Genomic DNA, 13102 nt, shown 5'->3' on the forward strand with positions numbered 1-13102 from the left:
AAACTGCCTGGTCAGAACGTGCCACCGCCGCGACGCACAGATGTTTCCGACACATCGGAGGACTCCCATGCCTGAATTCCTCGGACCTATCGCGGGTTTCGGAGTGACGCTCTCGACCATGTTCAAGAAACCCGAGACCGAGTTCTATCCGGAGGAGAAGCGCCCCACCGCGCCCGGATACCACGGTCGCCATCAACTCAACCGGTATGCGGACGGACTCGAGAAGTGCATCGGTTGCGAACTGTGTGCCTGGGCCTGCCCCGCCGACGCGATCTATGTCGAGGGTGCTGACAACACCGACGAAGAACGGTTCTCCCCCGGAGAGCGCTACGGGCAGGTGTATCAGATCAACTACCTGCGGTGCATCGGCTGCGGCCTCTGCGTCGAGGCCTGCCCCACTCGGGCACTCACGATGACCAACGAGTACGAGATGGTCGACGACAATCGAGCTGGATTGATCTACGAGAAGGACCGATTGCTCGCGCCCCTGAAACCCGACATGACAGCGCCACCACACGCGCTGCGTCCCGGCACAACTCAGGACGACTACTACCGCGGCGACATCACAGCAGCACCCGAACAAGCAGCACCCGAACAGCCAGCACCCGAGAGAGAGCCGAACCCGGAGACCGAGAAATGATCGCGGCGGTCACGACCACGATCCTGGCGGAGGGAACGATGACATCGACCTCCACCGGCGAGGCGGTGCAGTTCTGGATCCTCGGAACCCTTGCGGTGATCAGCGCTTTGGGTGTCGTCGCCGCTCCCAAGGCCGTCTACTCTGCACTCTTCCTTGCGATGACGATGATCATTCTGGCCGTGTTCTACATCGTCCAGGGCGCGCTGTTCCTGGGTGTCGTCCAGATCGTCGTCTATACCGGCGCGGTGATGATGTTGTTCTTGTTCGTCCTGATGCTGGTGGGCGTGGATTCTTCGGACTCCCTGGTCGAAACGCTACGCGGACAACGAGTCAGCGCGATCGTGATCGGCGTCGGATTCGGGCTACTCCTTATCGGCGGCCTCGGAAATGCGTCGATCTCGGGCTTCACCGGATTCACCGGACTCGACCAGGGCAACATCGACGCTCTCGCCGATCTCATCTTCATCCGCTACGTCTGGGCCTTCGAACTGACCGGCGCACTGCTGATCACGGCGACACTCGGCGCAATGATGCTCGCACATCGGGAGAAGATCGGAGCCACACTCAGCCAACGCGAACTCTCGCAGCAACGATTCGCGTACCTGGGCAGCGATGAAGACAATCCCGAAAAGGGCTCGGCCACTCCACTCCCCAGTCCCGGCGTGTACGCACGTCACAACGCAGTGGACATGCCGGCCTTGTTGCCGGACGGAACGTTCTCGACGCTCTCTGTCAGCAGCGCGCTCACTCCACGTTCCCCGGATCCGAGCACCGGTGAGGAGACTCAGCGATGAATCCCGAGAACTATCTGTATCTGTCCGTCCTGTTGTTCACGATCGGAGCTGCAGGAGTCCTCCTGCGCCGCAACGCCATCGTGGTGTTCATGTGTATCGAATTGATGCTCAACGCCGCCAACTTGGCGTTCGTGACCTTCGCGCGCATGCACGGCAATCTGGACGGCCAGATCTTCGCCTTCTTCACGATGGTGGTCGCTGCGGCCGAAGTAGTCGTCGGCCTGGCAATCATCATGATCATCTTCCGATCTCGGCGTTCTGTATCCGTCGACGACGCAGACCTGCTGAAGTACTGATATGTCAGGAGGAATCACGTCCGCCATCTGGTTGCTCCCCGCCCTGCCGCTGTGCGGCGCCGCTGTCCTTTTGCTGGCCGGTCGTCGCACGAACACGTGGGGTCACCTGCTTGCCTGCGTCATGGCTATTGCGTCGTTTGTCGTCGCAGTGGTGTTTTTCATCGCCATGCTCGGCCGTGACACCGCCGACCGCACCGTCACCGAGCACCTGTTCAGTTGGGTCCCGGTCGACAGTCTTCAGGTCGAGTTCGGACTGCAACTGGACCAACTGTCGATGTGTTTCGTTCTGCTCATCACCGGTGTAGGTTCGCTGATCCACATCTACTCGGTCGGATACATGGCGCACGACCCCGAGCGTCGTAAGTTCTTCGCGTACCTCAATCTTTTCCTCGCTGCAATGCTGCTTCTGGTGCTCGCCGACAACTTCCTCGGACTCTACGTCGGCTGGGAAGGCGTCGGGTTGGCGTCATACCTGCTGATCGGCTTCTGGCAGCACAAGCCGTCGGCGGCGACTGCCGCCAAGAAGGCTTTTGTCGTCAATCGGGTGGGCGACATCGGATTGATGATCGCAATGATGTTGATGTTCAGCACATTCGGCTCGCTCTCGTTCAGCAATGTCTTCGGCGACGCGTCCGGCGCAAGCGAAGGTGTCCTGACGGCGATCGGTCTGATGCTCCTCCTCGCTGCGTGCGCGAAGTCGGCGCAAGTGCCGCTGCAGTCGTGGCTCGGCGACGCGATGGAGGGCCCCACCCCCGTTTCGGCTCTGATTCACGCGGCCACGATGGTCACCGCCGGCGTCTACCTGATCGTGCGCTCCAATCCGATCTTCGATCTCGCGCCCGACGCTCAACTCGTGGTTGTCATCGTCGGTGCCGTGACGCTCCTGTTCGGTGCGATCATCGGCTGTGCGAAGGACGACATCAAGAAAGCGCTCGCCGCATCGACCATGAGTCAGATCGGATACATGGTCCTGGCCGCGGGTCTCGGACCAGCCGGATACGCCTTCGCAATCCTTCATCTGATCACCCACGGATTCTTCAAGGCGGGCCTGTTCCTCGGCGCCGGCTCCGTGATGCACGCGATGAACGACGAAACCGACATGCGGCGCTACGGCGGACTCCGAGCGTTCATGCCACTGACTTTTGTCACGTTCGGGCTCGGATATCTTGCCATCATCGGTGTTCCGCCGTTTGCCGGGTTCTTCTCCAAGGACAAGATCATCGAGGTTGCAATCGGCGAGGGCGGCGTCAAGGGTGTTGTGCTTGGCATCGTCACGCTCTTGGGTGCGGCGCTCACTGCCTTCTACATGAGCCGCGTGATGCTGATGACCTTCTTCGGGAAGGCCCGCTGGGAGAACCAGAAACCTCACGAATCTCCGGCGGTGATGACGTCTCCGATGATCATTCTGGCGGTGGGATCCGTCGGGGCCGGCATGCTCCTGACCATCGGGTCCAGCTTGCAGAACTGGCTGGAACCGGTAGTCGGCTCCCATCACGTCGAACCGCCGATACCCGCATGGTCGATCACCGCGCTGGCGCTGCTCGCAGTCGCCGCCGGCGTCGCGATTGCTTATCGCGAGTACGCCACCCGGGAGATTCCCGTGGTGGCACCGACTCCGGTTTCTCCGTTGACCGTTGCGGCTCGCCGTGATCTGTACGGTGACGCCTTCAACGAGGCGGTGTTCATGAAGCCGGGACAACAACTCACCAAGTCGCTGGAAGTGGTCGACACCAAGGGAATAGGCGGCGTCGTAGGTAGCTTTGCGGTGGTCGTCACCGGGTTGTCCACGCTCACGCGGAAGCTACAGACCGGGTTCGTTCGTTCGTACGCGCTGGTGATGTTTGTCGGAGCAACACTCGTGGTCGCGACAATGATGGCGGTGACACTGTGGTGATCGAAGCGGCGGTGAGCGACTCTGTGAACAATGCCGGCTTCCCTGCGCTGACGGCGCTCTGGCTGCTTCCGCTCATCGGAGCGGGTGTTGTCCTCGCTCTGCCTGCACGGTCGTACCAATTTGCCAAATCTCTCGCGCTGGCAGTGTCCGTGGCAGTCCTGGTGATCGCCGCCGGTCTCGGAGTTGCGTTCGACCGCGGCGGCGAGCAGTTTCAGTTCGTCGAAAGCCACAGCTGGATACCGGCTTTCGGTACCAGCTACACACTCGGACTTGACGGAATCGCACTCGTTCTGGTTCTTCTCACCGCAGTGCTGGTGCCGTTACTACTGATCGCGGGCTGGAACGACGTCCCCGCGGACCCGGCATCACCCAAGCGGATGCCGCACACCTATTTCGCGCTGATCCTTGTTGTCGAGTCCATGGTGATGATTTCGTTCAGCGCCTTGGACATTCTCCTGTTCTACATTTTCTTCGAGGCAATGCTGATACCGATGTATTTCCTCATCGGCGGGTTCGGCGGAGTGGGCAGATCTCGCGCAGCCGTGAAGTTTCTGCTCTACAACCTCCTCGGCGGCCTGATTATGCTCGCTGCGGTCATCGGCCTGTACGTGGTCACCACGCGCGACGAGAGTCCCTTCACCAGCGGCACTTTCGACTTCCGAGCGATCGCGTCCGCGGCGAGCAGCGGTGAACTCGGCGTCGGACCCGGGGTGCTCAACGCCTTGTTCCTCGGATTCATGTTCGCGTTCGCGGTCAAGGCACCGCTCTGGCCGCTGCACAGTTGGTTGCCGGACTCCGCGGTGGAATCGACTCCGTCGTCAGCAGTGTTGATGATGGCGGTCGTGGACAAGGTAGGCACCTTCGCGATGATTCGCTACTGCCTGCAACTGTTCCCGGAGTCGTCGTCGACTTTTGCACCGTGGATCATCACGCTCGCCGTGATCGGAATCGTCTACGGCGCAATACTGGCGATCGCGCAGACAGACGTCATGCGACTGATCGCCTACACGTCGATTTCACACTTCGGCTTCATCATTCTCGGAATCTTCGCGATGACCAGCCAGAGCCAGGCAGGTTCCGCGCTGTACATGGTTAATCACGGAATCTCCACTGCCGCGCTGTTCTTGATTGCGGGCTTCCTGGTCTCGCAGCGAGGTACACGATCGATCGCAGCGTACGGCGGCGTCCAGAAAGTCGCACCCGTCCTGGCCGGCACATTCCTCGTTGCGGGGTTGGCAACACTGTCTCTGCCGGGTCTCGCTCCGTTCGTCAGCGAGTTCCTGGTGCTGATCGGAACGTACTCGCGCTACCACGTGGCCGCTATCGTGGCGACTGTCGCGCTTGTACTGTCCGCGATCTACATACTCTGGCTCTATCAGCGCATGATGGGCGGACCGGTGAAGGAAGGGCAGGGAACGATCCGCGACCTCGCGCGACGCGAACTCGTGGTGGTCGCCCCTCTGATCGCACTCCTCCTGCTTCTCGGCATCTACCCCAAGCCTGCCTTGGACGTCATCACTCCTGCAGTGAGCCACACGGTCGTCTACGAGGCACCGACGCCGCTCGTCGCCGACCACGAAGGAGGTGCCCACAAATGAGTTCCTTCAACGACGTGACCATCCTCGGCTCGGCCGACGCGGCATCACCCAGTATCGAATACAGCCTGCTCGCACCGATGTTGATCGTGTTCGGTGTTGCGGTGGTCGGGGTACTCATCGAAGCCTTTGCACCCCGGCGTATTCGGTACCCAGTGCAACTCGTCCTCGGTGTCGGAGGTTTGGCGGCTGCGTTCGTGGCAGTGCTTCTGCTCGCCGGCACGCGGTCGACGGCGATGATGGGTTCTGTTGCGGTCGACGGACCGACGCTGTTCTTGCAGGCCACGATCCTTCTTGTGTCGATCCCCGCGGTACTGCTGATTGCCGAGCGAGGCTCGGGCAACACCGCCGAAGTGATTGCGCAACATGACGCGCTCAGCAGTTTCACCCCTCAAGCGTCGAGCGTCCCGGGAAGTGTTGCGGAGCAAGAAGCAGTGAAGGTCGGTATCGCCCAGACCGAAGTCTTTCCGCTCACGCTCTTTGCGGTCGGCGGTATGTTGCTGTTTCCGGCTTCGAACGATCTACTGACGATGTTCGTTGCGCTCGAAGTGTTCTCACTGCCTCTGTATCTCCTGTGTGGTCTGGCACGCAGACGTCGCCTGCTCTCCCAGGAAGCTGCGCTCAAGTACTTTCTGCTCGGGGCATTTTCGTCGGCGTTCTTCGTTTTCGGAATTGCGTTGCTGTACGGCTATGCCGGGACGGTCACGCTCTCCGGTATCGCCGACGCAGCACGCATCGGGTCGGGCACCGACGCCTTCCTCTGGCTCGGAACGGCCCTGGTGGCAGTGGGGTTGCTGTTCAAAGTCGGTGCAGTGCCGTTTCATTCGTGGATTCCCGACGTCTATCAAGGGGCGCCGACGCCGATCACCAGTTTCATGGCGACTGCGACCAAGATTGCCGCGTTCGGCGCCATCCTTCGCGTCTTCTACGTGGCCCTGCCCAATGAATACGTGAACTGGCGCCCGCTGATGTGGGCGGTCGCGATTCTCACGATGGCTGTCGGATCGATCGTTGCAGTGACGCAGACCGATATGAAGCGAATGCTGGCCTATTCGGCGATCGCGCACACCGGATTCATTCTGACCGCCGTGGTGGCGGACTCGGATGCCGGCCTCGCCTCGGCGATGTTCTATCTTCTGGCTTACGGATTCAGCACCGTGGGTGCGTTCGCCGTCGTCAGTGTGGTCCGGGACGCTGACGGTGAGGTCGCTGCGCTGTCGCGCTGGGCCGGATTGGGCAGACGCTCACCATTGGTCGGCGTTGTGTTTGCACTGTTCCTGTTGGCTTTCGCCGGGATTCCGTTGACCAGTGGGTTCATCGGAAAGTTCGCGGTGTTCAGCGCGGCCGCCGAGGGTGGGGCCGCGCCTCTCGTGATCGTCGGCGTCCTGTGCAGCGCGATCGCCGCCTACTTCTACGTGCGAGTGATCGTGTTGATGTTCTTCACCGAATCGGCGGAAGACGCACCGACCGTCGTGGTGCCGAGTGCACTGACCAGCAGTGTGATCGGCCTCGGCGCCGGTGTAACGCTCATCCTCGGCATACTCCCCCAGCCGGCGCTCGATCTCGCCGAGCGTGCAGCGGACTTCGTGCACTGAGCCGATGCGTGAATCTGTTCGCGACGCCGGACTGCCGAGTACCTTCCGGTCGCCATGGTTTGTCGGGTTTTCCGCGGTAGCGATTCTTCATCTGATCCTGAATGCCGCTGATGCTGCGCCCTGGGACGGGATCACCAAGGTCATGCTCGCGCCGATTCTGGCTGCCTGGGTTGTCGACCAAGGCGGGCCGAGGATTGTTGCTGCTGCGCTGATTGCCTGCGCTTTCGGAGACCTGTTCCTGATCTGGGACTCCACGTTTGTCATCGGGATGGCCGCCTTCGCGATCGGTCACGTCTGTTTCATCCGATTCTTTCTCTCGCACGGCGCGCTTCGGGAGATACGAAGGCGGCCATGGTTTTTGTGCGCGTACGCCGTTGCCGGAATTGCCCTTGTGTCGTACGCCTGGACCGGTCTCGAACCGGCACTTCGGATTGCCGTCCCTGTGTACGCCGCAATCCTGGTGGGAACCGCGTCCACCGCACTGGCCTACAACACGATCACCGGTATCGGCGGCGCACTGTTCCTCACCTCTGACGCCCTGATCCTGCTCGGTCAGGCGAACAAGTGGCAGCCTGCCGCTGCCGGCATCTCGATCATGACGCTGTACATCCTTGCGTTGTTGCTCCTGACCGTCGGAATCCTCGGCCGGAGTAACACGGCATACCGTCCATTGGCGCCCACGCTGTAAGGATCAGCAACCAGCCGGACATCTCTTCTTATGACGCCGAAATCCGAGGACGGGCCACCACCGAGCGACGAAGAGCGTTTCACCGTCCTGTGGGACGCCTACGCCGGTCGGGTGTTCGCCTATACCTGCCGCCACGTTGATCATCACAGCGCACAGGAAGTTGTCTCCGAGACGTTCCTCGTTGCCTGGCGACGCTTGGACGACGTGCCCGAACAGGCACTTCCATGGCTGTTGGTGGTGGCTCGAAACACCGTGAACAACAACCGTCGAAGCGTTCGGCGACACGATGCGTTGACCGAGAAGATGCGACGAATCGAGCAGATCGCGGCATCGACGCCGGGCGCCGACGTCACTGTCCCCGACCGCACAGAACTGCTCGAAGCACTGACAACACTCACCGTCACCGAGCGTGAAGCCCTACTCCTGACTGCCTGGGACGGATTGACCGCCACCGAAGCAGCGCGGGTCGCCGGGTGTTCGGTTCCAGCCATGCATGTTCGACTCTTTCGCGCTCGTCGTCGATTGAGCACCGGGCTGGCTTCAGAATCCGACACCGCGATCCCGATGAACACCGCCCGACCTTGCGCTGCCGCCGAACACGGGAGTACTCCATGAGCAAAGATCTGCTGACCACCCTCGAGAAGCTGCGGCCGACCGATTCACTTTTCGCCGAGCTCTGGCCCGAGAACGTCCAGGTTGCCGCTCGCATCCGAATCATCGCTGACGAAAACAACATTGGAACGCCCAAGGTTCCACGCCGCCGAGTTGGCGCCGTAGCTCTCGTCGCGATGCTCTGTGCAGCGGGAATGGTGGGCTGCGCCGCTGCCACGGCGATGATGCCAAAACCGTTTACGGATATGTACTCGGGTTGGCAGACCATGCCGGGAACCAACGGCGGAATAGATCCGTCCACCGCCGAGCGGGTCGGGTCCATCCCCGGACCTGACGGAACCCGGTTCAGCGTCTTCGTTGCCCACGGCGCTGATGGCTGGAGGTGCGTCGCCCCGGTTTTCGAGACGTCAGCCGAGACCGACAAGGTTGGTCCGTCAAAATTCATCAGCCTCGGCCACGGCTGCAGATCGAACGACGACTTGTACGGCGCAGATTCATTCGGAGGCGGAGCCGGGATCATGGTTGCTGGTCCGCACGAGGCGACCTACGACGCAGGGGCAGGAGGCGCCGTTCGGGCCGAACTTCACACCGCAGACGGCCAAATCTATCCAACAGTTCTTGCCGAAGACCGCTTCTACGGATGGATTCCCCTCTCACTCACCTCCCCTCGTCCAACCCTCGTCGGATATGCCGCAGACGGGACGGTCGTCGGCACCCGGTGAACTGTCGGTACCCTCGAAAGATGACTGCACAGGCCCCGAACGAGCGCATCCCCAGCCAGTGGGAAGAGATCACTGCAGCCGACTCGACGCATTCCACACGATATGTCGAGCGTTTCCGTTCCATGAGAGCGGACGGCAAGGACATTGTCGGGGAAGCACGTTTGATCGACGCGATGCTCGGACGCGGTGGCCGGGTTCTCGATGCAGGGTGCGGGCCGGGCCGACTCGGCGGTTATCTGCACGACGTCGGGCATGTGGTTGTCGGAGTCGACGTTGACCCGGTTCTCATCGCTGCCGCGGAGGAGGACCACCCCGGCCCTACGTGGCTTGTCGGCGATCTCTCCGAACTCGATCTACCGGCCCGCGGTGTCGAGGCGAATTTCGACGTCATCGTGTCGGCAGGCAACGTGATGGCGTTTCTCGCTCCGTCAACCAGGCAAGCAGTATTGTCAGGATTTGCTCGTCATCTCGCTCCGAGCGGCCGAGTGGTCATCGGATTCGGTGCCGGCCGTGGCTACGAGTTCCCCGAGTTTCTCGCCGACGCGGCCGCGAGTGGCCTCGAGGCTGATCTGCTGCTGTCCACGTGGGACCTGCGCCCGTTCAAGGACAATTCCGAATTCCTGGTCGCGGTGTTCTCCCGCGCCTAGCCCGCCAGTACACCGCCTTCCCCACAATCCGTCACATGGCGATCAATTCACCCTGATCACAATCCTGGCGACTGTTGTTCACTACGAACATAATTGGATCAATGCGGGTGTGGCCGAGCGGCAAGGCAGCGGTCTGCAAAACCGTCCACGCAGGTTCGACTCCTGCCATCCGCTCAGCTTGCGAACCAGCGACTCATGCCGCGACCAACCACCTACCAATGACATTCGGTGCACGCAGCCTGCATCGCTCCGCTCTGTCTCCGCGCACAGGGCTCCGGACAGTTACCCTCGATCGATGCACCCTCTCCCCGAGACAGGCCAGTTGCCTCCCGGACCGATGGCCTTACAGGTGGAACACCTCTGCATGGCGTTCGGCGCGAAAGTTGCTGTGAACGACCTTTCCCTCGCGGTGCCCTCAGGTTCGTTGTTCGGCCTGGTGGGCCCTAACGGTGCGGGAAAAACGACCACACTGTCGATGGCTGTCGGATTGCTTCGCCCGCACTACGGTCGCAGCCTGGTGTACGGCTACGACGTGTGGGACGACCCTGTCGCAGCGAAGAGTCTGCTCGGCGTTCTACCCGACGGTCTGGCGCTACCCGCCCAGTTCACCGGCCATGAACTACTCACCTATTTCGGACGCCTGCGCGGCATGCCAGAGGACGTCATCGCGTCACGACGCGACGAACTGTTGGCCGCGCTCGATCTCGCCGATGCAGGTGGAACGGTCATCGCCGACTATTCAGCGGGCATGACGAAGAAAATCGGGTTGGCCTCGGCCTTGTTGCACGGCCCTCGCTTACTGGTACTGGATGAGCCGTTCGAAGCTGTCGACCCCATTTCTTCGGCCGGAATTCGGAGCATTCTGCTCTCGTTCGTCCACTCAGGTGGCTCGGTCATTCTTTCCAGTCACGTGATGGCCCTTGTCGAACAACTGTGTACTCACATCGGAGTCATCGCAGACGGGCGCGTCGTGGCTTCAGGAACGGTCGACGAGGTGCGCGCAGGCAACACACTCGACGAGGCATTCGTTCGCCTTGTCGGCAGCCGCAGTCCCAATCCCGACGGACTGTCATGGATGCGCGCATGACCACCACCAGCTTTTCACCGACACACTGGAACACGTCGGACTCTGTGTGGCGCACGGTCCTTCGAATGCGCATGACCCTCTACAAACGTCAATTCACCGGCGGCAGAGCCGTCATCAAAGTCGTGGCAGCACTCTTCGGCGTTCTGGGGGCGGCTCTGCTGTGCCTGCAAGCCTCGGGGACGAGCGCGGGCTCTTCCGAACTCGTCAGCGGCACAACCAGTCTCGCACTGTCGGCTATCGGCGTGATGTGGATCTTGATGCCGATCATGTCTGGTCTGTCAGATGACAATCTTCACCCCAGACAGTTCCAACTACTCCCCCTGGAACCCGTCCGACTCGCCAGAGCACTGTTCTCGACGTCGCTGGTCGGTATGACCGTGCCGATTACCGCGTTGACTGCAGCAGCGATTCCAATTTATGCCGCTACACACCACCCTGCCGCACTGCCATTGGCCATTATCGCTTGGCCCGCAACGGTCCTGCTCATTGTCGGCACCTCACGGGTCGCGATGCTGGCGATGTCGCAGCTCCTGCGGAGTCGTCGCAGCCGCGAACTGGGACTGTTGGTATTCGGCACGTTCTTCGGCGGACTGTATCTGCTGCAATTTCCGCTGCAGAGTCGCCTCGGCACGGTCGTGGACGGCGACGTCACGTGGCCGCTCACGGTCGCGCATTCGATACCGTTCGCGTGGGGAATCACCAGTGTCGACGCAGCAGCAGGAGGCGTCTGGCTCCTCGCCGCCGGAGCAGTCCTCGCCCTGGTGCTGGTCGATCTCGCACTGCTGTGGTCATGGCAACGCCTGGTCGTTCGCTACTTCAACGGGAAGGTCGCAGAATCAGCGGGCGCCACTTCCGTGCAATTGAAGAACCAGGGCCGCGACATTCGAACCGGTTGGCGCGCATCCCGACTGGGCACCGTCATCTCTCGCGAGCTTTCGCTCTGGCACGGAGACATGCGCCGACGAACACAACTGCTCTCCGTTGCCATCATGACCTTGGTCTCCGGCTTCGGACCGCTGATCTCGTCATCGATCCCCTTCTCCGCCGCATGGGGTGCCTGGTTCCTGATCTACCTGGCAATGGCAGCCGGATCGAATCTGTACGGATTCGACGGCGCATCGATCTGGCATCTGGTGATGATCCCCGAAGCCGCTGCCGCTGACGTCCGGGGCCGACAAATCGCGTGGGCAATCGTGATGACACCCTTCGTGGTCGTCGCAACAGCTGCTGTACGGATCTTCGGGGACCTCGGGACCGACCGACTGGCCGTGCCGATCGCCGTCGGCATTTCGATGATGGGAGTCGGTGCAGGATTGGTAGTGGCGATATCCGCCAAAGCGCCCTACCCGGTTCCGGAGATGAAGAAGACGTTCTCCTTCAACACCCGCGGGTCCTTCAACGGCTCGTCCTTCGGACTGATCATCCTCGCCATCGTCATCTTCGCCGCGACAACGGCGCCCGGCGTTCTACTCGGGGCGCTGCTACCGAACCCGGTGAACTATTTCGCCATCCCTGTCGCTGTTGCGATTGGTGCACTTGGTGCTTGGATCGGGGGCCGCGTCGCGATCACCCGTATGCAACGCGAGCCGGATCGGATTCTGTTCGCGGTTACCATCACATGATCGTTGCCCAGATAGTCCGAGAATTTCTGGGCGTCAGCGCAGTAGCCGCAGCTTGCACCAAAAAAACTCAGTCTGGGCAATCGGATTATCAGGGAGCCAGGTAGCCAGGTAGCCAGCCTCAACGCGTTCGGTCCTCGCATATCGCCGCCGGCGCTTTCGTGACATAGCTTCCGCTCGAGCCGGACCATTGCCCTGGAAACATCGCACCACCAAGATGTTTGGCATGCCCCCGGAGCACCACGGTTCCGTACGTGTCGCCGAACGTCCCGGCCGATGCGGGAACTGCGCGCACCCGGCCCCTTCGCTCGAGCGCGGCTGGATCGAGCGCTGCCTCAGGTTCGCGCCCCAACCCGCTCGGTGCGCAGAAATCCTGGTGATGGACCACTACACCGGAGCGATGGAATTCTGCCGGTGCCGACATCCGTTCCACGGGTCCTGATCGCGCCGGATCCTCGAGATCCGCTGCCGAGCCGAGTCCCTCGGCGCCCCGGCTCGACAGCGAAATCACACCTGAATCAGCTCAGCGAACTCAGCAGCGGCTCGAGCAGCTTGTAGAGCTCGAAGATGCCGATGATCGTTGAAATAGAACCCATGATGATCCTCCGTGATTCGTGAACTTTCCGTGACGTCGCGTCACAGGCAGAAAGCTAACAAACCCGGCATTCAAACGGGGACCTTGGATGTGTCCGGCAGATGAACTCCCTGCTGGCAGAGCCCTTTTGGTGACCAGCGTCATGTTCGACGAGAAATACGCCTCATCGTCACATCACCTGACCCTGACCGACCACAACAGCGAAAGTCTGCCGGTTGTGGTCTCGCGATACTTCGCGCCAATTCCGCCCCATCCGGCTCTTGCTTTGTGTGCTGAATCCGATTACATTTCTCCACAATAACGGTACGCGTAACGAAA

13 protein-coding genes and 1 tRNA gene are annotated in these 13102 nt (G+C 61.3%); 13 read left to right on the top strand and 1 reads right to left on the bottom strand.

Annotation, left to right across the window (positions count from 1 at the left end):
• The first annotated feature begins 67 nt into the window (after positions 1 to 67).
• The 13 genes from nuoI to CPI83_RS16375 all read left to right on the top strand — a co-directional run bounded on the left by nuoI (position 68) and on the right by CPI83_RS16375 (position 12192).
• The gene (gene nuoI / locus CPI83_RS16315) at positions 68 to 640 is read left to right on the top strand and encodes an NADH-quinone oxidoreductase subunit NuoI (protein ID WP_097387426.1); all 573 of its coding nucleotides are present in this window, start codon (positions 68 to 70) and stop codon (positions 638 to 640) included.
• Positions 637 to 1434 (top strand): NADH-quinone oxidoreductase subunit J, encoded by a 798-nt coding sequence (locus CPI83_RS16320; protein WP_020907504.1) that lies wholly within the window; start codon positions 637 to 639, stop codon positions 1432 to 1434. Before nuoI ends, CPI83_RS16320 begins: the two co-directional genes overlap by 4 nt.
• Entirely contained in the window at positions 1431 to 1730 is a 300-nt protein-coding gene (gene nuoK / locus CPI83_RS16325; RefSeq protein WP_003942238.1) for an NADH-quinone oxidoreductase subunit NuoK, read from the top strand. Before CPI83_RS16320 ends, nuoK begins: the two co-directional genes overlap by 4 nt.
• Before the next feature lies 1 nt (position 1731).
• Entirely contained in the window at positions 1732 to 3624 is a 1893-nt protein-coding gene (nuoL, locus tag CPI83_RS16330) for an NADH-quinone oxidoreductase subunit L (RefSeq protein ID WP_097387427.1), read from the top strand.
• On the top strand, positions 3618 to 5222 hold the full coding sequence (locus tag CPI83_RS16335; protein ID WP_097387428.1) for an NADH-quinone oxidoreductase subunit M: 1605 nt from the start codon (positions 3618 to 3620) through the stop codon (positions 5220 to 5222). Before nuoL ends, CPI83_RS16335 begins: the two co-directional genes overlap by 7 nt.
• Complete coding sequence (nuoN, locus tag CPI83_RS16340; protein WP_097387429.1) at positions 5219 to 6814, top strand: NADH-quinone oxidoreductase subunit NuoN; 1596 nt, start codon at positions 5219 to 5221, stop codon at positions 6812 to 6814. Before CPI83_RS16335 ends, nuoN begins: the two co-directional genes overlap by 4 nt.
• Positions 6815 to 6818: 4 nt before the next feature.
• Positions 6819 to 7502, top strand: coding sequence for a lysoplasmalogenase (locus CPI83_RS16345; protein WP_097387430.1), 684 nt, complete (start codon positions 6819 to 6821; stop codon positions 7500 to 7502).
• A 30-nt stretch (positions 7503 to 7532) separates the two neighbouring features.
• Entirely contained in the window at positions 7533 to 8117 is a 585-nt protein-coding gene (locus CPI83_RS16350; RefSeq protein ID WP_021333584.1) for a sigma-70 family RNA polymerase sigma factor, read from the top strand.
• Positions 8114 to 8836, top strand: a complete 723-nt coding sequence (locus tag CPI83_RS16355; RefSeq protein ID WP_097387431.1) for a hypothetical protein — start codon at positions 8114 to 8116, stop codon at positions 8834 to 8836. Before CPI83_RS16350 ends, CPI83_RS16355 begins: the two co-directional genes overlap by 4 nt.
• 20 nt (positions 8837 to 8856) lie before the next feature.
• Positions 8857 to 9483, top strand: a complete 627-nt coding sequence (locus CPI83_RS16360; RefSeq protein WP_019748160.1) for a class I SAM-dependent methyltransferase — start codon at positions 8857 to 8859, stop codon at positions 9481 to 9483.
• Between the two features lie 103 nt (positions 9484 to 9586).
• Positions 9587 to 9657 (top strand) — tRNA-Cys (locus tag CPI83_RS16365).
• Positions 9658 to 9778: 121 nt separating this feature from the next.
• The gene (locus CPI83_RS16370) at positions 9779 to 10570 is read left to right on the top strand and encodes an ABC transporter ATP-binding protein (protein ID WP_092764454.1); all 792 of its coding nucleotides are present in this window, start codon (positions 9779 to 9781) and stop codon (positions 10568 to 10570) included.
• Positions 10567 to 12192: an ABC transporter permease gene (locus tag CPI83_RS16375; RefSeq protein ID WP_097388195.1), complete on the top strand. Its 1626-nt coding sequence runs from the start codon at positions 10567 to 10569 to the stop codon at positions 12190 to 12192. Before CPI83_RS16370 ends, CPI83_RS16375 begins: the two co-directional genes overlap by 4 nt.
• Before the next feature lie 118 nt (positions 12193 to 12310).
• On the opposite strand, the gene CPI83_RS16380 is transcribed toward CPI83_RS16375, so the two are convergent.
• Entirely contained in the window at positions 12311 to 12700 is a 390-nt protein-coding gene (locus CPI83_RS16380) for a hypothetical protein (protein ID WP_097387432.1), read from the bottom strand.
• Between the last annotated feature and the right edge of the window lie 402 nt (positions 12701 to 13102).

This window comes from Rhodococcus sp. H-CA8f (assembly GCF_002501585.1).
GTDB classification, from domain to species: domain Bacteria; phylum Actinomycetota; class Actinomycetes; order Mycobacteriales; family Mycobacteriaceae; genus Rhodococcus_F; species Rhodococcus_F erythropolis.